This is a genomic window from Aneurinibacillus uraniidurans (assembly GCF_028471905.1).
GTDB classification, from domain to species: Bacteria; Bacillota; Bacilli; order Aneurinibacillales; family Aneurinibacillaceae; genus Aneurinibacillus; species Aneurinibacillus uraniidurans.
Genome location: NZ_CP116902.1, coordinates 1,263,731 through 1,287,967 on the forward strand (window position 1 = coordinate 1,263,731; position 24,237 = coordinate 1,287,967).

The window sequence follows — 24,237 nt, forward strand, 5'->3', positions numbered from 1 at the left end:
AGAGAGAAGTGCGTCGCGGTTTTATGCGTGGCAGGGAAGAGGGGGCTGTCCGCTCCAGGAGACTGGTAGACTCGCCCACAAAGCGCTTCCGAAGCATTGCTGAAGGAGCAGATTGCGGGCAAAGGCCCGTCTGCCAGTCTCCTTCCGCTGGGTACGCGCATAAAAAAGCTCCTTACTTTCTCTTTTCTTCGCTTCCGACATACTTTGCTGATTATCTGTCAAACAAACTTTGACTATTGTAGTTATATATGTAAATGCGTAAAAGAGATTGTCTCAAAAGCTGTAATACAGCGACTGAGGCAGTCTCTTTTTTCTTATTCAATTCTATAACAAAAAGCTATTCCATCCGATTTTACTCCTCCACCAAGAAAACACGCCCATTTTTGTGATAAAATAAGAAAAATATCCCATAGATAGAGGTGAATGGTATGAGTGTACCGGAATTCGGTCTGAAGCGGAAATACACGTATCAGGATTATCTCAGGTGGTCGGATGATGAACGATGGGAACTGATTGACGGTGTACCATACGCAATAAGTCTCGCACCTTTTGATGTTTGCTCAATTAAAATTTATAGTAAGAGGGTATAAAAATGTCTGAAGATAGAAGAGTTGATAATACAACGGCTAAAAAAATTAGAGAGAGTCTACAAGCGGATTGTATAAACTGTTTTGGCCTATGTTGTACGGCGCTTAATATTGTTGCATCAAGTGACTTTGCAATGAATAAAGAAGCTGGCACACCGTGCTCTAATTTACAGTCTGATTTTCGCTGTCAAATTCACAGTCAGCTTAGAGAAAAAGGATGTAAGGGATGTACAGTATTTGATTGCTTAGGAGCTGGGCAAATGGTTTCCCAAGTTACGTTTAATGGACAAGACTGGCGAGAAAATTCTGAGGTTGCCGAGAAAATGTTTCGTGTATTTCCAATTATGGAGCAGCTGTACGAAATGACTGCGTATATTGCAGAGGCATTATCCTATAAGGTTTCACGTTCGTTATATGACAAACTGAATGCACAGTTAGAACAATTACAGAGTGTAACGAAGCTTGACGCTGATGCGCTATTATCATTAGATATAACCACTTATCGACTGCCTGTAAATGAATTGCTTTTAGAAACAAGTGAGCATATTCGCAATGACGTAATGGTAAAGACTTTCTCCGCTAAAAATACGCAAAAACGTAACTATAGAGGAATCGATTGGATTGGGAAAAAGCTAACTGGCAAAGATTTAAGAGCAGCTGATTTGAGAGGGGCATGTTTAATTGCTGCTAATATGCAAAATACGGACGTAAGAGGGGCCGATTTTATTGGCGCTGATTTACGTGATGCTGATTTAAGTGGGGCAAACCTTTCTACGAGTATGTTTCTAACTCAAATGCAAGTTAACTCAGCTAAAGGTGACAAACAAACAAGATTACCATCATACTTGCAACGACCATCTCATTGGACTGAATAATGCTGTGGGACATTCTTACAGGATGAAAATTATGAGTGAAAACAAGGAAAAAGCGCATGGATGTAGATCCACACGCTTTTTTATTTTTTTAGTTAGTGTTTCAATCTTGGGTACGGAGTGTGCGAGGTTCCTGAAGCCAAGCACAGTGCTAATTCACATGACTTTTCTGCTCCTCCACATACGCCGGAACAATCCGGTAGCGGGACAGCATGCGATACACTTTCTGTGCCACGTTCGGGAAATAGCGAATATCATGTACATCAATGCCGCCAAGCCAGAATAAGGCTAGCGCATAGGCGGTCAGCGAACATGCACCGATAACTGCCGCTTCGAGTCCAAAGAACAGGCGCTCTGGGATCGGGAGATGTGGTTGAACCGTAAACCCAAGCCAGATGATGCCGAGTCCGATCACGGACAGAAGAAGCGAGGACAGCAGAAAACCGCGCCAGCGTTCCCCAAGAATCGCCAGCTTTGTATACTGATTAATCGCCCGAATATTGAGCGACATAACAGCAATAAAGCAAAGTGATGTTGCCAGGATGATGCCGTAAATGCCGAACAGCGGAGCAAATACATAGTTACCCGCCAGCTTGACAAGCACGCCGATAATGACATGGCGCATCGGCAAATCCGTGCGGCCAAGTCCTTGCAGAATGCCGGACGATGTCATCATCATGATCTGGAAAATCGTACCGATACATAAAGACCCGATAATAAATGCCGCTTTCAAGTAGGTAGCATCCGTATTTTTAAATAGCAGCCCGTTAATCGGATACGCTGCTACTGTCAAATACAGCGCCGCCGGAACGCCCGTAATGAGCGCTACCCGCAGTGCCATCGAACTCATGCGCTGCACTTCCGCATGGTCGCGTCGCGAATACGCAGCCGATACGACCGGAATGATCGATGAACTAAGCGCAATGGCGAGAATAATCGGCAGTCCAGCAAGCGACTGGGCGCTTCCGCCGAGAATCCCCACTGTATCCACCGCTTCATTGTACGCATGCAGCTGTTCTGTAAAGAAACGGAGCGGCACACAAGGTACATCCGTACCGGCAGCGAGTTGGAGTGGGCCGCCGAACGTTTTTCCGTTTAGTACAACGGGCTGGTTCATGACAAGAGTTGCTTTGACCGGACCACGCTCATAAAAGGCTCGCTGGTGGTTTTTATCCCAGACAAGATCGGCGCCCATCGCGACGCTCGCTTCCTCAAGCGGAATCATCGTCGTGTTGTTCTTGTACAAATACGGCGCGATTGGCAGTGTAATCTCTTTACCACCGATTATGGCATCCGTATGTTTTAACGTCACCGATATGCGCTCGTTCTGCGGGGTTAGAAGCCGCAGGGACGTAGACGAATCGATAAAGTATAAAAGCGGTACCGCCATCGCAGAAATCGTGATAGGCAGGGACAGACGCAGCATCTTGCCATAAATTTGGCGGTATGTGAGTTTTTTATAGTTTTTTTGTTCGGACACTCTTTTCTTCTGATCCGGGCGGTGTTTTTTATAGAAATATATCATGACCGCTACCGCTGCGACACTTCCCATCACAGCACCGAATGAAGCACCTGCTACGGCTACATCTTTGTTATATCCATAATGCAGCAGAATAAGCGGCAGGGCGACAGCCGTTGCCACGCGGAGGATTTGCTCCATCACCTGGGAAAGCCCGGTCGGCTGCATGAATTGCTGACCCTGGAAATATCCGCGCATAATCGCAATGAGTGGGAAGAGAAGCATCGCCGGGGCAATTGCTTTGATTGCCAGCTCTGCCTGCGGTGCTAAGGCATATTCCGCATAATACGGTGCGATTACGATCATAAATAGAAACATCACGACACCGGTAACGAGCGCAAAATTTCGCGCCGCCTTATACGTCTGATGTGCTTCATGATACTGGCCAACCGCCGTATATTCCGAAATCTGCTTGCTCAGTGCGCTCGGAACGCCCAATGTTGCAATGATCAGGAGCATACTGTAGACGTTATAGGAGATCGTGTACAGTGTCATCCCATCGTTGCCCATAATGTGCTGTAATGGTACGCGCTGTCCAACACCGAGCACACGCGATACAATCGCTGCTACCGTTAGAATGAGTGTTCCTTTCAAAAATGAGTTTTTTGACATTGTTTATTCCTCAAGACGTTGTAGTTTTCGTACGGGTTAGATCGCGCAGCACAGTATCATCTGGCGTAATGAACAGCGTTTTTTGCTGTTCATAAATGACAAAGCCCGGCTTTGAGCCTTTTGGTTTTTTGACGTGGCGCACAAGCGTATAGTCAACGGGCACCTGGCTTGATTGCCGTGCTTTGCTGTGGTACGCCGCAAGCATCGCTGCTTCGGCAAGTGTGGCATCTCCGAACTCGGTGCTGCGAATGACGACATGAGAACCTGGAATATCTTTCGTATGCAGCCATGTATCAGTTGGCGCTGCAAGTCGGTTCGTCAAGTACTCGTTTTGCTTGTTGTTTTTGCCAAGGTATATCTCAATGCCCTCACTGGATGTATACCGTTCGAGTATCGGATGTTTCGTTTTTGGCTTCCGATTACGACTTGGACGAGCACGGAGATAACCTTCCTCAGTCAACTCGTCACGAATTTCTTCAATATCCGCTAATCCTGCACTTTCCACCTGCTGGATGATCATATCCAGATAGCGGACTTCTTCTTCGGCACTTGCGATTTGTTCATCCAGGATTGCCAGACTGTTTTTAGCCTTTGTGTATTTTTTGAAATACATCTGGGCATTCTCGGACGGTGTCAGTCTTGGGTCAAGTGAAATCGTTAGCTCTGGTGAACCATCCTCATAGTAATTCAACACCGTCACGTCTGTTTGCCCGCGTTCCATCTGATAAATGTTGGCGGTAATCAGCTCGCCGTACCGCTGATACACATGCGCATCTTCCGCCTGACGCTTCGTTTCTTTCAGCTTTTCGATCTTTTTCACATTTTTATCGCGTTCATTGCTTACGAGTCGCAGCAAATCGTGCATGCGCTGTTTGACCGTATCGCGCTCAGCTTTGCCATGATAGAAAGCTTCGAGGCAGGTACTCATAGAATCAAACGTTTCTGCCATACCTTGCAGATGGGTAAGCGGGACGGCCGAGAAGTACTCTTTTGTTTCTGTTCGGACAATCGTTGGCGTGTACAGATGTGCATCTACATCCTTCATGACAGAGCGAAACGCATTCCAAAGTGCGTCTGCGGTTGGCAACCCTGTGCGGTGCAGGATTTCAGTTGCAACAAGCGGACTCATACCGGCGAAGGAGCTGATAAGCTGTTTGTCCAGCTTTCCCTCATTAAATTTCATGCGTACAAGAAACTCATGTTCAGATGCTTCAAGAGGATTGAGTTTATCTTGCGGCGGCGGTGGCAAATAGGGCCGACCCGGAAGAACGACCCGGTAACGGCTGACGGAAGGTGTGACATGATGCAGTCCATCATGGATGAGCCCTGTTTCCGGGTCCAGGAGGATCAGGTTACTATGCCGCCCCATAATTTCGAGCACAATACGTTTGGCGCGATCATCACCTAATTCGTCGCGGCCGCGCACATCGATATGTACAATCCGTTCCATGTCCACCTGACGGATGGACTCAATGACGGCTCCTTCACAATATTTGCGGAGCAGCATGCAGAACATTGGCGCTTCAAGCGGATTCTGATACGCTGCGGTTGTCAGATGAAGACGGGGAAAACTCAGGCTCGCCGACAGCAGAAGGCGGACGCTGCCGCTGCGCGTGCGAATTTGCATCACGATGTCTGTATCGGTCGGCTGGTGGATTTTTGCGATCCGCGAGCCAGCCAGCTTCTCATTCAGCTCGTGTGTCACTGCACGCGTGACAATGCCGTCAAAAGCCATGTGATCACCTCATTAATGATTATAAAATTGCCATCTCTTTATTGTGCCAAGAGCGGCGCGAACATGCAAGGCGCGATTTGGAAAAAATGCTGGATAGGGAGTGCAATGTTAGCTCATGCTTCTAGCAAGGAGGGATTTTGATGAGCAGGCAGCTTAAAAAACGGATTTTACAGCATTTTATGCGGGGACGCATCCCAGATAGTAAAGCAGTCGGAGTGGATGATGTCGAATTCGGGCAGGCCATTGAAGATCTAGCGGAAGAGAGACTGCTATCTGACGTTGTAGTGCAACGGGGCGGGAGCGGGAACCGCGTACTTCAGACGTTTCTGGATGAAGCATCTATAACAGAGGCGGGCGAGAAGTACGCGCAGAATGAAATAGAATAACGAAGCAGTAAGGGGCTATCTCTACAACGTATAGAGACTAGCCTTTTTTGTTTGCTGAAACAGGACGATTCACTTCGAATCTTTAAGAGGAAAGAAAGAGATAGCCTGTCATTTTTTAGAGCTTGTCAGAATATAGTAGGGTTGAATACTACACCGGACGGAGCAAAGGAGGCGCTTGAATGAGTGGGCAGCATTATTGGTTCAGTTATACAGACGAAGAATTGGCCGGGATTCTCAAGACAGATACCCGGCAAGGACTAACAAGCACAGAAGCGCAGGAGAGACTTGCAACGATTGGGGTAAACGAACTAGCAGATAAGGAGAAACCATCCCTGCTATTGTTGTTCCTCGGACAGTTTAAAGACTTTATGGTACTTGTGCTGCTGGCAGCAACATTAATTTCGGGCTTCCTCGGGGAATACGTAGACGCCATTGCCATTATTTCGATTGTGTTGATTAACGGGATTCTCGGATTTATCCAGGAGTTTCGAGCCGAACGTTCGCTTTCTGCACTTAAAGAATTGACCGCTCCGATGGCGTATTGCATCCGGGATGGGGAGCTAGCACATATTCCGGCACGAGAGCTGGTGCCGGGCGATATTATTTATCTGGAAAGCGGAGATCGTATTCCGGCCGATGTTCGTTTTTTATCTGCCAATGGGCTGCACATCGAAGAATCTACCTTAACCGGGGAGTCAGTACCGGTTATGAAACGAGCGACTGTCCTGCGGCACGAAGCTCTTCCGCTTGGCGATCAGGAGAATATCGGTTTTATGGGGACGATGGTGACGGCTGGAACCGGATATGCGGTCGTGTTAACAACTGGAATGATGACAGAAATGGGGAAAATCGCTCATCTTATCCAGACGACTGAATCGCTGCAGACTCCCCTGCAGTTGAAGCTTGAGCAGCTAGGCAAAGTGCTTATCGTAGTCGCGCTGCTTCTGACGGCTGTTGTAGTTGGGACGGGCATTCTGCACGGACAGAATGCGTATGATATGTTCCTGGCGGGTGTGAGCCTGGCGGTAGCGGCGATTCCAGAAGGATTGCCTGCGATTGTGACCGTAGCGCTCGCGCTTGGGGTACAGCGGATGATTAAACGTCGGGCGATTGTCCGCAAGCTGCCATCGGTTGAGACACTGGGTAGTGCGAGTGTAATCTGTTCCGATAAAACGGGAACCTTGACGCAGAACAAAATGACGGTGACACATATCTGGATGGAAGATGGCGTAGTCGAAATAAGTGGGACCGGATACGAACCACAGGGCGAATTTCTTACTGGACAGCGGGCGATGCGGGCACAGGCGAATCCGACGTTGTATAAGCTCCTTCAGTTCGGAGTTTTATGCAACAACGCGAGGCTTGCGCAGGAGAAAGCAGAAAAGAAGGGAATTCTTCGTCGTGCGACAGAAGAGTGGGTGGTGAACGGAGACCCGACAGAAGGGGCATTACTCGTTGTGGGCGGCAAGGCCGGGCTTACGCAGGATTCGCTTGCGCAAACATGGACACGCATCAAGGAGTTCCCGTTTGATTCTACGCGAAAAATGATGTCGGTTGTCGTTGAGGATGCGTACCGCAAGCGTGTTGTCATTACGAAAGGGGCGCCGGATGTTCTGCTATCACGCTGTACGCATATTTTATGGAAAGGGCAGGCGGTAGCACTTACGCCAGCGCTGCGCCGGCAAATCTCATATGCGAATGAAGCTTTGGCCAAGCAGGCGCTTCGTGTGCTAGCGCTCGCGTATCGAGATGTGCACGGCAAGGAAATACCGGCAACCGATACGTCAGCGGAACGTCAGCTTGTGTTTGTTGGATTGACAGGCATGATTGATCCGCCACGAGAAGAGGTACGGGACGCGATCCAGAAGTGCCGTCAGGCTGGAATCAAAACGGTTATGATTACAGGCGACCATCAGACGACAGCGGAAGCCATTGCTGGACAGCTCGGTATCCTTCCGGCGGGCGGGTTGACAGTAAATGGACAGGATTTATATAATATGTCCGATAGTGAGTTCGATTCAATTGCAGACAATGTATATGTGTATGCACGCGTATCGCCGGAGCATAAGCTTAGAATCGTCAAGGCGCTTCAGAAGAGAGGGCATGTAGTGGCGATGACAGGCGACGGAGTGAACGATGCCCCGGCAATTAAGGCGGCAGACATCGGCATTGCAATGGGGATAACGGGAACGGATGTAACGAAAGAAGCGGCTGCACTCGTGCTTGCCGACGACAATTTTGCCACGATCGAAGCGGCCATTGAAGAAGGAAGGACGATTTACGATAACATTCGCAAATTCATTCGGTATCTGCTGGCCTCAAATGTCGGTGAGATCATGGTTATGTTTTTTGCGATGCTCGCCGGACTTCCGCTACCGCTTGTGCCGGTACAAATTTTGTGGGTCAATCTCGTAACCGATGGGCTTCCCGCGTTAGCACTCGGTGTCGATCAGCCGGAAGAAGCGACGATGAAGCGTCCACCGCGCTCGCGGACGGAGAACGTGTTTGCCCGTGGCTTAGCGTGGAAAATCATCTCACGTGGTGTATTGATTGGTGCATCCACGCTGGCGGCTTTCTGGATCACGCTGCTTGCACATCCAGATGAGCTGATCCGTGCCCAGACGGTAGGATTTGCTACACTTGTTATGGCGCAGCTGATTCATGTGTTTGACTGCCGGAGCGAGATTTCGATCTTTAGTCGCAACCCGTTGCAAAACAAATACCTGGTGTTGGCAGTTCTGTCATCTGTCCTGCTTGTGCTTCCGGTGATATATCTTCCGGCGCTGCAGCCGATTTTTAGCACGGTGGCACTTACGGGCACAGAATGGGGGCTTGTTCTTCTGCTTGGCGGACTTCCGACATTTGCAACCGGCATATTTTCGCTGATGTTTGTCCGTTCCGGTAAACAGAGAAGGGTGAGATAAACGTGAATTTCACGAAGATGAATGGACTGGGCAATGACTTTATCGTCGTTGCCCATTTTGAAACGTTACCGCTTGAGGCGGCTGAGATGGCGAAGCGCATGTGCGATCGCCATTTTGGCGTTGGAGCGGATGGATTGGTTTTTATTCTGCCGTCTGAGCAGGCAGACGTACGGATGCGTATTATGAATGCCGATGGTTCGGAAGCCGAGCAGTGCGGTAATGCGGTGCGTTGTGTCGCAAAATATGCGTTCGATAACGGTCTTGTGTCTGGTACAGAGTTGACAGTAGAGACAGGTGCTGGCCTGCAGCGCGTCTGGATTGAAGCCAAAGAAGGACGAGCACGCCGTGTGAAAGTAGATATGGGAGCACCGATTCTTAACGGGCAGATCATTCCGCTCGCGGTGGATGGGGAGCCGGTTGTTGAGCATCCTATTCAGGCGAATGGACGCGATTTCCGCTTTACAGGTGTATCGATGGGAAATCCGCATGCGGTCATTTTTGTCGATGATGCCGCTGCCTTTGAGGTAGACGTATGGGGACCACCGCTTGAAGTGCATGAGATGTTTCCGAACAAAGCCAACATTGAATTCGCTTCGGTCGTTTCACCAGAAGAGATGACAATGCGGGTGTGGGAACGCGGCTGCGGTCAGACGTATGCATGCGGCACAGGAGCATGTGCAACTGTGGTAGCTGGTGCATTAACGGGTCGAACCAGCCGTGCAGCACTTGTGCATCTGAAGGGTGGCGACTTGCACATTGAATGGAGCGAAGTGGACGGACATGTTTATATGACAGGTCCTGCAGAAGAAGTATTTACGGGACATTGGAGCGTTCGATAAATTCCGGTTCCCATAGATGGCTGGAGGGAAACGTATGGTATACAGCATGACCGGATATGGGCGGGGCGAAGCCCGCACACAGGCAAGTAGTGTTACTGTGGAAATGCGCTCGGTAAATCATCGTTTTAGTGAAGTGGCGATTCGCATGCCGCGTGAGATTGCAGCTCTTGAAGACGCCGTTCGTCGTGCGGTGCTTACTCGGATTAAGCGTGGGCGAATCGATGTATTCATTACGCTGGTAGCGGATGAAACATCGTCTTCCCTGCAGATTAATTGGGAGCTTGCCCGTCAGTATAAGGAAGCGGCCGAGCAGATGGCAGAGCGTCTTGGTGTAGCGGGTGAGTTGACAACGAAAGATATGTTACTTCTCCCGGATGTCGTCCATGTTGGAGAAGATCGGCCAGATGCGGAGGCGTATCGGGAGACGGTGCTTGCTGCGGTGCAAGAGGCAGTGGATGCACTTGTAGATATGCGTGGGCGTGAGGGAGCTGCACTGCGTGAAGATGTACTGGCACGTATTGCGGCTATGGAGAGCATAGCAACGGAGCTAGCCGCATTTGCTCCGGCTGTGGCAGGGGCATACCGGGAGCGGATTTTTGCCCGGATCGAAGAATACATACAAGGGCGGGTCGAGATTGACGAGAGCCGCCTGCTTCACGAAGTAGCGCTGTTTGCCGAACGGGCTGATATTACCGAAGAGCTTACCCGGCTCACTAGCCATTTTACACAGTTCCGCTCGATTGTAGATGAAACGGATGCGATTGGACGTAAGCTGGATTTCCTTGTGCAGGAATGCCATCGGGAAATTAATACAATGGGTGCAAAGGCGAATCATCTCGAAATCAGCCAAAAAGTGGTGATTTTGAAAGCTGAGCTAGAAAAAGTGAAAGAACAGGTGCAAAATATAGAGTAAAGCAGTAAAATAGAAGATAACTCTATATCCCGCTAGAATAGGGAGGCATATGCATGGCTATTAAGCTGATTAATATCGGATTCGGCAATATTGTATCCGCTAATCGCATCATTTCTATTGTGAGTCCCGAATCTGCTCCCATTAAGCGGATCATTCAGGAAGCGCGGGATCGCAGCATGCTCATTGATGCGACATACGGCCGCCGTACGCGTGCGGTTATTGTTACGGATAGTGATCATGTTATTTTATCGGCGGTACAGCCTGAAACAGTGGCGCATCGCTTGACAAGTAAGGATGACGATTCAGACGAATAAGCTAAACGGGGGATTGTATGAAGCACGACAGAGGGTTATTGATTGTGTTGTCAGGGCCGTCCGGCGTAGGAAAAGGCACGGTATGTGCTGCTCTGCGTCCGCGTATGAAGGACCTGGTTTATTCGGTGTCTGCGACAACGCGTACACCGCGTGCAGGTGAAGTAGACGGTGTGAATTATTTCTTCAAAACGAAGGAACAATTCAAGCACATGATCGAGAATGACCAGCTGCTTGAATGGGCAGAATATGTTGGTAATTTCTATGGTACACCGCGCGGATTTGTAGAAGATACACTCGCAAGTGGACGCGATGTAATTCTAGAGATTGAGGTGCAGGGAGCGCTTCAGGTGAAAGAGAAGTTCCCAGAAGGAATTTTTGTATTTCTCGCGCCGCCGGATCTGAAAGAACTCCGCTCACGAATCACAGGTCGCGGAACGGAGACAGAAGAAAGCATTCATAATCGCATGATGATGGCTAAAGCTGAAATTGAGCTGATGGACCATTACAATTACGTTGTTGTCAACGATGAAGTGGACAAGGCATGCGAACGTATTCAGGCCATTGTGGTGGCAGAACATTGTAAGAAGGAACGTCAGATTGCGAAATATCGCAACTGTATCGAGGAGGTTTTTTAAGATGATTTATCCATCAATTGATAAGCTGCTTGAGAATGTGGACAGCAAATATACACTTGTTACAATCGCGTCAAAGCGTGCTCGCCAGATGCGGGAATCAAACGAATTTTTGATTGAGAAGCCGGTTTCCTACAAACATGTAGGTACAGCGCTTGAAGAACTGTATGCGGGTAAGATTGAGTTTGAACGATTGAAATAATTACGCAAGGAGGCGCATATCCGAACCGGAAGGGGACGATGGCGCTTTTTTCATGACTTGTGCGAGAAAGCTTACTTGAGAAGTGGGAGCACGAACTGGCCAGTGGGGGAGATGGGAAGAGAAAAAACACGTCACTTTGTTGCGCACGGCATGGAAGTGCAGGCTGGCCGCTCCAGAAGTCTGGCGGACTGGCCCGCAAAGCGCTTTCGTAGCATAACCTGAAGGAGTAGGTTGCGGGCAAAGGCACGTCCGCCTGACGTCTTCCGCTGGGTAGGTGCGCAAAGGCGTTCCGGTGTTTTCTCTCTTCCCATCTCCCACGGCAGTTTGGTGGTCCACGTTCAATTATGCTTTTTGTTGATAAGAAAAACGTTATAAATATAAAGAAGGAGGCAAGGCAGTGAAGGGGAAGACGATTGTAATAGGAGTAACGGGCGGAATCGCCATTTATAAGATTGCGGATTTGTGTAGTAAGTTGACGCAGAAGGGTGCGAATGTGTGGGTGCTGATGACGGAGTCTGCGACACGATTTGTGCAGCCGATTACATTTCAGTCGCTTGTGCGTAACCCTGTTCTGACCGATACGTTTCAGGAGCCGAATCCGCAGGTGATTTCCCATATTCATGTAGCGGATATGGCCGATTTGTTCCTTGTTGCACCAGCGACTGCGAATACGATTGGCAAAATGGCGAATGGGATCGCGGATGATATTGTGACAACGGCGTATCTGGCAACGAAAGCGCCGGTGTGGATTGCTCCGGCGATGAATGTGAATATGTATAACCATCCGGCGGTCCAGCACAATCTTACGCGTCTTACAGAATACGGTCATCGTTTGGTAGAGCCAGCGGAAGGCTATCTCGCCTGTGGCTGGATCGGTAAAGGACGTCTGGCAGAACCCATTGATATTCTCAGTGAAATCGAAGCGTACTTCGCGGGTGAGACACGTCGCGATCTCGTGGGCCAAAAACTGCTCGTAACCGCAGGGGCGACACGAGAATCGGTTGATCCGGTCCGCTTTTTCACGAATCATTCATCCGGCAAGATGGGCTACGCGATTGCGGAAGCGGCGGTGAAACGTGGAGCGGAGGTTGTACTCGTGAGTGGCCGAACGAACCTTACGCCGCCAGCGGGTGTGGAATTCGTACAAATTGATTCGGCAGAAGAGATGTATCAAGCGGTAATGGCCCGCTATGATGAGATGGACATCGTAGTGAAATCAGCAGCCGTAGCCGATTATCGCCCAAAAGTCGTACATACAAATAAAATGAAAAAGAAGTCCGGTGATCTGGTTATCGAGCTGGAGCGGACACGTGATATTTTAGCTGAACTTGGTGCGCGTAAGACGCATCAATTCCTCGTTGGATTTGCTGCCGAAACGGAAAATGTTGAAGAAAATGCGCGCGGTAAAATGGAGCGTAAACGGGCCGATATGATTGTGGCGAATAATGTAGCCGAAGAAGGGGCTGGATTCGGTGTCGATACGAACATAGTGACGATCTACACGCGTGACGGAGAGGCACAACAGCTCCCACAGATGAGCAAAGCTGATATTGCAGACTGTATTCTTGATGAAGTAGTAGCCCGGAAGAAGGAGGCGTAATGATGTACGCCCGCGTGATTGTCGATGTGCCGGTCGTAGATACAGACCGCCCGTTCGACTATGCCGTTCCAGCGGCTCTTCTGCCATTTGTGCAAGTAGGCAGCCGTGTTTCTGTTCCGTTCGGCCCACGCAAGCTACAAGGTTTTGTTATTGAACTTGTGGAGCAAACAGAAGTCGAGCGGGTAAAACCATTGCTTGACGTAATGGATATCGAGCCGCCATTAACAGAAGAAATGGTCGAGCTGGCTCAGAAGATGAGTGCACGTTATATGTGTACGCAATATGCAGCGCTTCAATCGATGATTCCGGCTGCGCTCCGTTCTAGCTATGAGAAGCAAGTATCGCTTACAGTATCAGGGATGGAATTCGAGTCGGTGTTAATGGATGAGCAAGCCTTTTATCAATATATAAAAAATCGTCAGCCCATTGCGTGGGATGTATTGAGTAAGCAGTTTCCAATGGCTGCTTCCTGGCTTACAGATGGCATAAAAGCAGGTCGCATTATGGTGGAGCAAATCGTGGGTGACCGCGTGACGAAAAAGACGGTCACTGTAATCGAACCGGCTGTTTCAGTTGAGCAGCTTACAGCCGCTCAGGCAGAGTTGCCGAAATCGGCAGCTCGGCAAAAGGAAGTGCTGTCACATTTTATCCATCATTATGCAGCGATTGATCAACCCCAGCTGTTGGCGCTGTTGCGCGTATCGAACCAGACGGTGAAGGCGCTTGTAGACAAAGGGCTTTTGCGCCGGGAAGAAGTGGAGAACTATCGAGATCCGTTCGCTGGACGCACATTTTCTCCGGTTGAAAAACATTCGTTTACCAAACAACAGCAGACTGTGATTGACGGAATTAGCGTAGGTATGAATCCGCCTCAATATTATCCCTGCCTGATTCACGGGGTTACGGGAAGCGGCAAGACGGAAGTGTATCTTGAAATCATGGAGCGAACGATTGAGCAGGGGCGGGAGGCGATATTGCTTGTTCCAGAAATTTCGCTGACACCGCAGATGGTGAACCGTTTTAAAGGGCGATTCGGAGATCAGGTAGCCGTGATGCACAGCCGTCTTTCGCAGGGTGAGCGGTATGACGAATGGCGCAAAATTCGGCGTGGTCAGGTGAAAGTAGCGATTGGAGCACGTTCCGCGATTTTTGCTCCGTTCCGCAATCTAGGATTAATCATTCTGGATGAAGAGCATGAAGGGTCGTATAAACAGGAAGAAACGCCGCGTTATCATGCGCGGACGATCGCGCAGTATCGTGGGTTGTATCATCAGGCGGTCGTATTATTCGGCAGTGCAACTCCGTCGATGGAGTCATATCATGAAGCACAGCGGGGGCGAATTCATCTGTTTACGATGGACGAGCGAGTGAATAACCGACCGATGCCTGTAGTTAATATTGTCGATATGCGGGATGAGCTGCGGGAAGGCAATCGAACGATGTTTAGCAAGGTGCTTATGGAGGCGATTGAGGACAGACTGGCAAAACAGGAGCAGATGGTAATGTTCCTGAATCGGCGCGGTTTTTCCACGTTCGTGATGTGCCGTTCGTGCGGGTATGTGGCGGGCTGTCCGCATTGTGATATCTCGCTTACGTATCATCGGAGTAATCGGACGCTGCGCTGCCATTACTGCGGTTATACAGAGGGTGAGCCTACGCTTTGTCCGGAATGTGGCAGCGAGCATATTCGTTTTTTTGGTACGGGGACGCAAAAGGTAGAAGAAGAATTATCCCGCCATTTTCCCGGTATTCGAGTCATTCGGATGGATGTAGATACGACCGGACGCAAAGGTGCGCATGAGAAGCTGCTGCAAGATTTTCGTGAAGGTAAAGGTGATGTATTGCTCGGTACACAGATGATTGCCAAAGGGCTTGATTTCCCGAATGTCACGCTTGTCGGTGTGCTAGCGGCGGATAGTACGCTTAATTTGCCGGATTTTCGGGCGGCAGAGCGAACGTTTCAGTTGATTACACAGGTAGGCGGACGTGCCGGACGGCATGAGAAGCAAGGGGAAGTCATTTTGCAGACGTACAATACCGAGCATTATAGTATTCAGCTCGCGAGTCAGCATGATTACCGCACGTTTTTTGTCGAAGAGATCAAGCAGCGTTATGAAAAGAATTATCCGCCGTATTGTCGGTTGATTTTGTTTACTTTCACACATGAGAACGTGCCGCTTATTATGAAGAAGGCGGAGCAGTTCGCAGGTCAGCTCCGACAGGTGATCCCGCCCGGTGCCTTTCTTTTAGGGCCTGTCGCTTCTCCGATCGCCCGCATAAAAGATAGATATCGATTTCAATGCATGGTAAAATATAAAAACGATCCGCGTGTATTGCCCGGAATTTACCGTTTGGTGCGGGCATTTGATGACGAGCGGAAAAAAACAGGCATTATGCTGACGGTCGATGTAGATCCACAGCTGATGATGTAACGGAGGAAAGAAATAATGAGCATCCGCATGATTGTAAAGCATCCAAACCCGGTTCTTCGGGAAAAATGTAAAGAAGTTACAAAAATTAATTCCAATCTTCATAAATTGCTTGATGATATGGCAGATACAATGTATGAGGCAGAAGGCGTTGGGTTAGCAGCTCCGCAAGTAGGCATTACGAAGCGTGTTGTCGTCATTGACGTGGGAGATGGCATCATTGAGATGATCAACCCGGAAATTTTGGAGATGAAGGGCGAGCAGTTCGGACCAGAAGGCTGCCTTAGCATCCCGGGACTGCTTGGCGATGTGCGTCGTGGCCAGTGGGTGAAGGCTAAAGCACTTGACCGTGATGGCAACGAGTTCATTATTGAAGGGGAAGAACTGTTAGCCCGTGCGATTCAGCACGAGATCGATCATTTGAATGGCGTATTATTTATCGACCTGGCGGAGAAAACATATTCAGGGCGCGAATAAATAAGAGAAGAGTGCAGGAGAGGAAGAGAGAAACGAAACATTTCCCTCTCCCTCTTTTGTTTTGTATACATAAAGGAGTGACATAGCTGTGCGAATTGTATTTATGGGAACACCGGATTTTGCTGTACCTTGCTTGCAGAAGCTTGTACAGAACGGGTATGAAGTGGTGGCAGTTGTGACACAACCGGACCGCCCGAAAGGTCGTAAGAAACAGCTTGCTGCTCCGCCTGTGAAGGAAGCAGCCATTGAGCTTGAATTGCCGGTGTTACAGCCGGAAAAACTAAAAGTATCAGGTGTCGCAGACATTCTGGCATACGAGCCTGATTTAATTGTAACGGCTGCTTTCGGACAGATTTTGCCGAAAGAGCTGCTTGATTATCCGAAACACGGTTGTATTAATGTACATGCCTCCTTGCTGCCGAATTATCGGGGAGGTGCGCCGATTCATAAGTCTATTATCGATGGACAGCCAGAAACCGGCGTGACGATTATGTACATGGTTGAGAAACTGGATGCAGGCGACATGTTATCACAAGTGCGTGTACCGATTACAGACGAGGATAACGTTGGTACGATGCACGACAAGCTGAGTGCGGCTGGTTCTGACTTGCTGCTCGATACGATTCCTAAGCTACTTGGTGGGGAAATTACACCAGAGCCGCAGGATGAGTCGAACGTAACATTTGCTTGGAATATTACACGTGAAGATGAGAAACTGAACTGGTCCAAGTCGGCCCGTGAGTTGTTCAATCAGGTGCGTGGCCTGAATCCGTGGCCGGTTGCTTATACTACAGTAAATGGCCAGGTGATGAAAGTATGGAACAGTCAGGTGCTTACCGAAAGTGGTGCAGAGCAGACACAAGGTACTGTGTTGTCCGTATCAGCAGTTGGCATCGACGTGCAGACCGGCGGGGGTGTACTTCGTTTAACTGAAATACAACCTGCTGGTAAAAAAGCGATGAAAGTATCCGACTATGTACGTGGCAGTGCGGTGGTCGAAGTCGGAATGACATTTGGAATGGAGAACACACATGAGTAAGCGCAAACTTCCTGCTCTTCGCAGTGCTCGCGAACTTGCTGTGCGCGTGTTAACGGATGTCGAACAAAGGCAGGCATACAGCAATCTTGAACTAAAGCATGCGCTAGCCGAAGCTGCATTCGCTCCACGCGATGTGGCACTTGCGACGGAACTTGTGTATGGGACGCTTGGTCGCCTTTATACACTGGATTGGATGCTTGGTCGATTCGTGTCCAAGCCGCTGCATAAGCTGGACGGATGGGTGCGCAATCTACTGCGGATGAGCTTCTATCAGCTTTCGTATTTGGATCGTATTCCAGATCGTGCGGTTGTACATGAAGCAGTGGAGATTGCGAAGCACTTTGGACATGCAGGCATTGCCGGAATGGTAAACGGTGTGCTGCGCAGCCGCCTGCGTGAGCCGGGAAAAGTAGAGATTCCGGCCGATCTGCCGCCAGTAGAACGAATTTCCCTTCAGTATTCACATCCGAAGTGGATGGTACGGGAATGGATCAAACAATACGGAGAAGCAGAAACAGAAGCGATGTGTGCAGCGAACAATGAGCCGCCGGCCCTAAGCCTGCGAGCGAACGCACTTCGTACCACACGCGATGAGCTGATCGCCCAGATTGGTAAACAGACACCGGACGCAGAACTGACTCCGTCTGAGGTTGCACCAGAAGGCGTAGTGGCTCATGAACTTGGTAACATTGCTGAGCTTCCCGCGTATGCAAGCGGGTCCTGCACTGTGCAGGATGAAAGTTCGATGCTTGTCGCTCGTGCTGTGGCACCTGCATCCGGCATGCAGGTGCTTGATATGTGTGCGGCTCCTGGTGGTAAGACAACGCATATCGCTGAGTTAATGGAGAACAGAGGCGAAATTACTGCCCTGGATATACATGATCATAAAATTAAGCTAATCGAAGCGAACGCTTTTCGTCTTGGCATCTCGATTATTAAAGGCCAGGCAGGTGACGCACGTGATGCGGCGAAGCTGCTGGCCGGGCAGACATTTGACCGTATTTTAGTAGATGCACCGTGCACCGGGCTCGGTGTCATTCGTCGCAAGCCAGATATTAAGTGGCAAAAAAAGCCGGGAGATGCAGAAGCAATCAGCAGCATTCAGTATGAGATTTTGCAGACAGCGGCCGAACTCGCGGGCCCTGACACGAAAATCGTATACAGCACATGCACGGTTGAGCCAGAAGAGAATGAACACGTACTTCGCCGCTTCTTGGCCGATCACCCAGAGTGGGAGCTGGATGAAACATTAGCCGATGATATGCCAGAGGCAGTGCGTCATAAATATCCGACGCTTGTCGAAGGATATATGCAGATGCTCCCTCATCATTTTCACACCGATGGCTTTTTTATTTCGCGTCTGCGGAAGATAAATGCACGGAAGGAAGCATAATTCTATGCTTCCTTTTTCTTTTCTTAAATTATTTATGATACAATATGATTTGAACTTTTGAAGGAAGAATTGGTGATACGTAATATGAAACCTTTATTGTATAGCCTTACCCTCCCGATGCTTAAAGAGTGGATGGAGAAAAACGGCGAGAAAGCATTCCGTGCCGGACAAGTATTTGACTGGCTGTATGTAAAACGTGTGGACTCATTCGATGAGATGAGCAATCTGTCAAAAGGATTGCGTGAGAAGCTTGCTGCTTCCTTCTCCATGGATGTATTAAAAGAAATTACACATCAAGAGTCAGCAGATGGTACGATTAAGTTTTTGTTCTCTCTGCATGACGGACATGCGATTGAAACGGTCATTATGCGGCATGAGTACGGCAACAGTGTCTGCGTGACAACGCAGGTAGGCTGCCGGATTGGCTGTACATTTTGTGCTTCAACGCTTGGTGGCTTAAAGCGTAATCTGGAAGCAGGCGAGATTGTCATGCAGGTGCTTGCCGCACAGAAAGCACTGGATGCCGAGCAGCAGCGCGCTAGCCACGTCGTTGTCATGGGTATTGGTGAGCCGTTTGAGAACTATGACGCATTGCTTGCCTTCCTGCGCATTATTAATGAAGAAAAAGGGCTGAACATTGGACAGCGCCACATTACAGTGTCGACAAGCGGAATTGTGCCAAACATTTACCGCTTTGCAGATGAAAAGCTCCAGATTAACCTGGCGATCTCGCTGCATGCCCCGAATACGGAAATTCGTACTCGACTGATGCCAGTTAATCGCCGTTATCCAATGGATGAATTGATGGATGCCTGCCGCTATTACATCAATACGACCGGACGTCGCCTGACATTTGAATACGGCTTGTTCGGCAGTGTCAATGACCGACCTGAGCATGCGGAAGAACTGGCGGCTCTCCTTAAGGGCATGATGTGCCATGTGAATCTGATTCCGGTTAATTATGTGCCAGAACGCAATTACGTGCGCACTTCGCGCAATGATATTTTTAATTTTAAGCGGATTCTTGACGCAAAAGGCATCAATGTGACAATCCGCCGGGAACACGGCAGTGATATTGCTGCGGCGTGCGGCCAGCTGCGAGCGCAGCACGCGAAGCAGACACAGGGGTGATGAATAATGCAGTCAGCCATACAGACGCATATTGGTTGTGTACGGCAGACAAATGAAGATTCTGGCCGCATTCAGAACTATGATGACGGTTGGACGCTTGCGATTGTAGCAGATGGAATGGGCGGTCATCAGGCGGGAGATGTGGCGAGTCAGATGGCTGTGGAGAGCATCTGTGAGCATATGCAGTTCATGCATAGTGAGATGACACCGGATGAGCGGCAGCGCACGTTGAATGAGGCGATTCAAGCGGCCAATCAAAAAATCCTCGCGTATGCTGCAGAGCATCCAGAATGTCGAGGGATGGGCACAACGATTGTAGCGGCGTTGATGAATTCGCAGCTTGGTGTGCTTGCCCATATTGGGGACAGTCGGATTTATCGGTATAGCGGCGGTGTGCTGCAGCAAATTACGAGCGACCATACACTGGTAAATGAATTGCTTCGTAATCATCAAATTACACAGGCTGAGGCGGCTAATCACCCGCGCCGCAATATTTTGACGCGAGCACTTGGGACCGATCAGACGGTTAAGGCTGACTTCAGCATCTTGCACTGGGATGAGGAAGACATGCTTTTGCTCTGCTCGGACGGGCTTTCTGGCAAGGTGAGCGGTGAGATCATTGCCGATATATTAGAAGGAGGCTCCCTCAAGCAAATGGCAGAGACATTAATTGCCCACGCGCTCGAAGCAGGAGGGGAAGACAACATTACAGTCATCCTGTTGCGTAATCAGACAGAGGGTGTGGAATGAAAGGAGGGAGCGTACAAATGGAAGGACAAAAAATCGGCGGTCGCTATGATATAGAGAAGAAAATAGGCGAAGGCGGAATGGCGGTTGTATACCGCGCCCGTGATACATTGCTGAACCGGACAGTAGCACTTAAAGTGCTGCGCTCCCAGTTTGGTAATGACGATGATTTTATTGCCCGTTTCCACCGGGAGGCACAGGCAGCAGCCAGCCTTTCTCATCCGCATGTTGTGAATATTTATGACATCGGTCAGGAAGGTGATATGTATTATATCGTCATGGAGTATGTAGAAGGCATGACGCTAAAGCAGTACATTAACGAACACGCGCCGCTTGATGTCAAGCAAGCGGTGAATATTGCGATTCAAATTTGTGATGCGCTTGATCATGCGCACCAGAATGAGCTCATTCACCGTGATATTAAGCCGCATAATATTTTAATTAACCGATATGGGCGAATTAAAGTAACAGATTTCGGGATTGCTCGTGCTGTATCATCGGTTACGATCACACATACGGGCTCGGTACTTGGCTCGGTGCATTACTTCTCACCGGAACAGGCGAAAGGGATTATGGCAGGAGCGAAGTCTGATCTGTATTCATTAGGCGTTGTATTGTACGAGATGCTGACCGGCAAATTGCCATTCTCAGGCGATTCTCCGATTAGCGTGGCGCTAAAGCATCTGCAGGAGCCGTATGTGCCGCCGCGTAAGCTGCGTCCGGACTTGCCGCAGAGCGTAGAGAATATCATCATTCGCTCGCTGGCAAAAGACCCGATGTACCGGTTTGAATCGGCGAACGAGATGCTTGAAGAATTACGGACATGTCTTTTGCCGGAACGGCGCAATGAGCCGGTGTATTTACTGCCGGAGAAGTATGCGGTAGAAGAGGATCCTGAGATTACTCGAATTATTCCGGCTATCAAGCCGGAGATGATGCGCAAGAAATCATGGGATGAACCGGAAGAGGCACGTCCTGTCAAAGAATGGCGCCGGACTTCTTCCTCTACGGAATCAGCTGCGGTAAAACAAAATACCGTACATGAATTGGAAGAAGAAGAGGAAGAATCTACAGGACGCTCCTGGAAGCGGGTGCTTGCCTGGGGATTCGGGATTGTGCTGTTCCTCACGCTTGCAGCTGCTGGAAGCTTCTACGGATTTACGTTGCTGAACGTTCCAGATGTGACAACACCAGCGGTTGAGAAGCTATCGCTTCAAGAGGCACGTCAGAAGCTTGAGGCAGTAGGCTTAAAGCCGGTCATTCAGCAGCAATTTGATCCAACTGTGGAAGCAGACCATGTCATTAAACAGACGCCGTCTGCTAATATGTCGGTGAAGAAAGACTCGGAAGTTCAGTTGATCGTAAGCCAGGGAAAATCAAAGGCAGGTCTGCCGAATTTTGTTGGCAAAAATATTGATGATCTAACTGATCAGCTGCGCGGCTACAAGAATGTGCGGACGGAAGAAGAAACAAGTGATAGTCAGCCAGCCGGTACCGTACTGAGCCAGACACCGGAAGCAGGTGCCCAGGTGGTTGCAGATGAAACGGAGATTGTTCTTACGGTTAGCAAAGGGGGAGGCAAAATCGTTATGCCAAACCTGGTTGGGCTAACAGAAGAAGAGATGAAGGCGAAGATGAACCGATTGGGTCTGAGAATCCAGCTGGAGACAAAAAGCAGCTATCGACCGCAGGGTGAGGTTGTTGAGCAATCATACCGGGCTGATACGGAGTTGAAAAAAGGAACGTGGGTGCGTGTAACCGTAAGCTCAGGTCTGCCGGATGAAGCACGTCGGGCTCGCATACCAGTAGATGTGTACTTGAATGCAGGTGAGACTTCAACGGTCGAGATTCGTGTAACGGATGCATCCGGTAAAAACAGGACGGCAGAGAAGACGCAAATCAGCCAAAGTGTGAAGTTTACAGTTCCAATTGTCGTCACGCCATCACAAGACGCGGTCATTCAAGTGTTCCGCGACGGTGAACAGATTGACGAGAAGCATGTCGGATATAATGATGCACAGTAGCACAGGGGGGATTTCATGCCGCAGGGCCGTATCGTAAAAGCGCTCGCCGGCTATTATTACGTGCAGGATGGCGATGCCTACTGGCAATGCCGAGCACGTGGCGTATTCCGCAAGCGGGGGATAACCCCGCTTGTCGGAGATGAAGTGATGTATGAAGTAAGCGGGTCAGAAGGAACGGTTACAGAGATTTTGCCGCGCACAAGCGAGTTAGTTCGTCCGCCGATTGCTAATATTGATCAGGCGATTCTTGTTTTCTCACTGGCAGAGCCTGCGTTTAATCCGCAGCTTCTCGATAAATTTCTTGTTCATACAGAAGCAGCCGGGGTAGAGGCGGTCATATGTCTAACTAAGGCGGACTTATTAGACGATGGCGATAAGCTTGCAGAGATTCGTCGTCGCTGTGAGCAGATGGGCTATCCGGTCGTGGTGACAAGCTCTAAAGGGCAGAGCGGGCTTGCAGAGATTCGCGCTCATCTGGCTGGTAAGCTCTCTGTATTTGCCGGACAGTCCGGTGTCGGTAAGTCATCGCTGCTGAATGCTTTGTTTAGTGAACTTCAGCTTGAAACGGCTCCAATTAGCCATAAGCTTGGCCGGGGGAAGCATACTACACGCCACGTGGAGCTCATTTACTTGCCAGAAGGCGGCTGGGTTGCAGATACACCGGGCTTTAGCTCGCTTGATTTTCATTCGGTGGGAGATATAACCGAGCTTGGGTTGTATTTCAGAGAAATGCGAGAGAGGCTCGGGGAATGCAAATTCCGCGGCTGCCTGCATGTGAACGAGCCGAACTGCGCAGTGCGGCAGGCGGTGGACGTCGGAGAAATCCAGGCGTCCCGTTATGAGCATTACTTGCAATTTTTGCAAGAAATTAAAGAGAGAAAGCCGAGGTATTAGCATCATGGTAAAAATCGCGCCTTCGATTTTATCGGCAGACTTTTCCCGCCTGGGAGCGGAGATTCAGGAAGTCGAGCAGGGCGGAGCGGAATGGCTGCATGTCGATGTGATGGACGGTCATTTCGTGCCAAACATTACGATTGGACCGCTTGTTGTGCAAGCGATTCGTCCGCATACGAAACTGTTTATGGATGTACATTTGATGATCGAAAATGCTGATCTGTACATTCCGCAGTTTGCCAAAAGTGGAGCCGAGATGATTACGGTGCATCAGGAAGCATGCACGCACCTGCATCGCACGATCCATCTTATTAAAGAGCAGGGAGTAAAAGCGGGTGTATCGCTGAATCCTGCTACGCCAGTATCAACGCTTGAGCATGTACTTGGTGATATTGATATGGTATTGCTTATGTCGGTGAACCCGGGCTTTGGTGGACAGAAGTTCATTCCAGAAGTCGTAAAGAAAGTCGGTCAGCTCAAAGCGATGCTCATTGAGCGCGGGCTGGAGAATCAAGTAGAAATCCAAATTGATGGTGGCATCAATGCCGAAACAGCGCCGCTTGTGGTGGCCGCGGGGGCAACGTGCCTCGTAGCAGGGAATGCGGTATTTGGCAAACCGGATAGAGGGCAGGCGATTGCTGCCATTCGCGATGCGGCGAATAAGGTGCTGTAGGCGAGCATAGGATAAGGGGAGAAGTGAGTAGACGCTTCTCCTCTTTTTTATACGTTGGCTGTCCGTTTCGTAAAAATAGGTACTTGTTTTTGTTCATATTTTACCTTCAACTCTCATATGGTAAATCGAGTGAGGCGTACAGGTAGAAATGCCTGCGGATGGAATAAAAGAGGGAGGGTTCATCATGCGGTTTTATACCATTAAGCTGCCGAAATTTCTGGGGGGACTCATTCGTATACTTCTTGGCGGAAAAAAGTGAGCATGGCATAAAAAAAAGCACCACAGTGGGTGCTTT

Annotated in this window: 22 protein-coding genes; 20 read left to right on the forward strand and 2 right to left on the reverse strand. The window is 49.4% G+C overall.

Annotation, left to right across the window (positions count from 1 at the left end; genetic code table 11):
- The first annotated feature begins 428 nt into the window (after nucleotides 1-428).
- Together PO771_RS06395 and PO771_RS06400 are read left to right on the forward strand one after the other, a co-directional pair.
- The gene (locus PO771_RS06395; protein ID WP_272562440.1) at nucleotides 429-590 is read left to right on the forward strand and encodes a hypothetical protein; all 162 of its coding nucleotides are present in this window, start codon (nucleotides 429-431) and stop codon (nucleotides 588-590) included.
- A 2-nt stretch (nucleotides 591-592) separates the two neighbouring features.
- Nucleotides 593-1,462, forward strand: coding sequence for a pentapeptide repeat-containing protein (locus PO771_RS06400; protein WP_272562441.1), 870 nt, complete (start codon nucleotides 593-595; stop codon nucleotides 1,460-1,462).
- A 148-nt stretch (nucleotides 1,463-1,610) separates the two neighbouring features.
- On the opposite strand, the gene PO771_RS06405 is transcribed toward PO771_RS06400, so the two are convergent.
- Nucleotides 1,611-3,590, reverse strand: a complete 1,980-nt coding sequence (locus tag PO771_RS06405) for an oligosaccharide flippase family protein (protein ID WP_272562442.1) — start codon at nucleotides 3,588-3,590, stop codon at nucleotides 1,611-1,613.
- A gap of 10 nt (nucleotides 3,591-3,600) precedes the next feature.
- The gene (locus tag PO771_RS06410; protein WP_272562443.1) at nucleotides 3,601-5,325 is read right to left on the reverse strand and encodes an Rqc2 family fibronectin-binding protein; all 1,725 of its coding nucleotides are present in this window, start codon (nucleotides 5,323-5,325) and stop codon (nucleotides 3,601-3,603) included.
- 140 nt (nucleotides 5,326-5,465) lie between these two features.
- Between PO771_RS06410 and PO771_RS06415 the strand changes: the two genes are divergently transcribed.
- From PO771_RS06415 to spoVM, 18 genes are all read left to right on the forward strand, one after another.
- On the forward strand, nucleotides 5,466-5,711 hold the full coding sequence (locus tag PO771_RS06415; protein WP_272562444.1) for a hypothetical protein: 246 nt from the start codon (nucleotides 5,466-5,468) through the stop codon (nucleotides 5,709-5,711).
- Between the two features lie 179 nt (nucleotides 5,712-5,890).
- Entirely contained in the window at nucleotides 5,891-8,635 is a 2,745-nt protein-coding gene (locus PO771_RS06420) for a cation-translocating P-type ATPase (RefSeq protein WP_272562445.1), read from the forward strand.
- 2 nt (nucleotides 8,636-8,637) lie between these two features.
- Complete coding sequence (gene dapF, locus PO771_RS06425; protein WP_272562446.1) at nucleotides 8,638-9,474, forward strand: diaminopimelate epimerase; 837 nt, start codon at nucleotides 8,638-8,640, stop codon at nucleotides 9,472-9,474.
- Nucleotides 9,475-9,508: 34 nt separating this feature from the next.
- On the forward strand, nucleotides 9,509-10,387 hold the full coding sequence (locus tag PO771_RS06430; protein ID WP_272562447.1) for a YicC/YloC family endoribonuclease: 879 nt from the start codon (nucleotides 9,509-9,511) through the stop codon (nucleotides 10,385-10,387).
- A 53-nt stretch (nucleotides 10,388-10,440) separates the two neighbouring features.
- Nucleotides 10,441-10,701 (forward strand): extracellular matrix/biofilm regulator RemA, encoded by a 261-nt coding sequence (gene remA, locus PO771_RS06435; RefSeq protein WP_096464944.1) that lies wholly within the window; start codon nucleotides 10,441-10,443, stop codon nucleotides 10,699-10,701.
- Between the two features lie 17 nt (nucleotides 10,702-10,718).
- The gene (gene gmk, locus PO771_RS06440) at nucleotides 10,719-11,336 is read left to right on the forward strand and encodes a guanylate kinase (RefSeq protein ID WP_272562448.1); all 618 of its coding nucleotides are present in this window, start codon (nucleotides 10,719-10,721) and stop codon (nucleotides 11,334-11,336) included.
- Between the two features lies 1 nt (nucleotide 11,337).
- Entirely contained in the window at nucleotides 11,338-11,535 is a 198-nt protein-coding gene (gene rpoZ / locus PO771_RS06445) for a DNA-directed RNA polymerase subunit omega (RefSeq protein ID WP_272562449.1), read from the forward strand.
- Nucleotides 11,536-11,932: 397 nt separating this feature from the next.
- Nucleotides 11,933-13,135 carry a bifunctional phosphopantothenoylcysteine decarboxylase/phosphopantothenate--cysteine ligase CoaBC gene (coaBC, locus tag PO771_RS06450; RefSeq protein WP_272562450.1) on the forward strand — a complete coding sequence of 401 codons (1,203 nt, stop codon included), beginning with the start codon at nucleotides 11,933-11,935 and terminating at the stop codon, nucleotides 13,133-13,135.
- A 2-nt stretch (nucleotides 13,136-13,137) separates the two neighbouring features.
- Nucleotides 13,138-15,567, forward strand: coding sequence for a primosomal protein N' (priA, locus tag PO771_RS06455; RefSeq protein WP_272563114.1), 2,430 nt, complete (start codon nucleotides 13,138-13,140; stop codon nucleotides 15,565-15,567).
- 15 nt (nucleotides 15,568-15,582) lie between these two features.
- Nucleotides 15,583-16,041, forward strand: a complete 459-nt coding sequence (def, locus tag PO771_RS06460) for a peptide deformylase (protein WP_272562451.1) — start codon at nucleotides 15,583-15,585, stop codon at nucleotides 16,039-16,041.
- 103 nt (nucleotides 16,042-16,144) lie between these two features.
- A complete protein-coding gene (gene fmt, locus PO771_RS06465) occupies nucleotides 16,145-17,080 on the forward strand; it encodes a methionyl-tRNA formyltransferase (protein WP_272563115.1) in 936 nt (311 codons plus the stop codon).
- A complete protein-coding gene (gene rsmB, locus PO771_RS06470) occupies nucleotides 17,073-18,473 on the forward strand; it encodes a 16S rRNA (cytosine(967)-C(5))-methyltransferase RsmB (RefSeq protein ID WP_272562452.1) in 1,401 nt (466 codons plus the stop codon). Before fmt ends, rsmB begins: the two co-directional genes overlap by 8 nt.
- Before the next feature lie 84 nt (nucleotides 18,474-18,557).
- The gene (gene rlmN, locus PO771_RS06475; protein WP_272562453.1) at nucleotides 18,558-19,604 is read left to right on the forward strand and encodes a dual-specificity RNA methyltransferase RlmN; all 1,047 of its coding nucleotides are present in this window, start codon (nucleotides 18,558-18,560) and stop codon (nucleotides 19,602-19,604) included.
- A gap of 6 nt (nucleotides 19,605-19,610) precedes the next feature.
- Nucleotides 19,611-20,354 carry a Stp1/IreP family PP2C-type Ser/Thr phosphatase gene (locus PO771_RS06480; RefSeq protein WP_272562454.1) on the forward strand — a complete coding sequence of 248 codons (744 nt, stop codon included), beginning with the start codon at nucleotides 19,611-19,613 and terminating at the stop codon, nucleotides 20,352-20,354.
- 17 nt (nucleotides 20,355-20,371) lie between these two features.
- Nucleotides 20,372-22,375 carry a Stk1 family PASTA domain-containing Ser/Thr kinase gene (gene pknB / locus PO771_RS06485; protein ID WP_272562455.1) on the forward strand — a complete coding sequence of 668 codons (2,004 nt, stop codon included), beginning with the start codon at nucleotides 20,372-20,374 and terminating at the stop codon, nucleotides 22,373-22,375.
- A 15-nt stretch (nucleotides 22,376-22,390) separates the two neighbouring features.
- On the forward strand, nucleotides 22,391-23,269 hold the full coding sequence (gene rsgA / locus PO771_RS06490; RefSeq protein ID WP_272562456.1) for a ribosome small subunit-dependent GTPase A: 879 nt from the start codon (nucleotides 22,391-22,393) through the stop codon (nucleotides 23,267-23,269).
- Nucleotides 23,270-23,273: 4 nt separating this feature from the next.
- Nucleotides 23,274-23,942: a ribulose-phosphate 3-epimerase gene (gene rpe / locus PO771_RS06495; protein ID WP_272562457.1), complete on the forward strand. Its 669-nt coding sequence runs from the start codon at nucleotides 23,274-23,276 to the stop codon at nucleotides 23,940-23,942.
- A gap of 184 nt (nucleotides 23,943-24,126) precedes the next feature.
- The gene (spoVM, locus tag PO771_RS06500) at nucleotides 24,127-24,201 is read left to right on the forward strand and encodes a stage V sporulation protein SpoVM (RefSeq protein ID WP_110546200.1); all 75 of its coding nucleotides are present in this window, start codon (nucleotides 24,127-24,129) and stop codon (nucleotides 24,199-24,201) included.
- Nucleotides 24,202-24,237 lie beyond the last annotated feature (36 nt).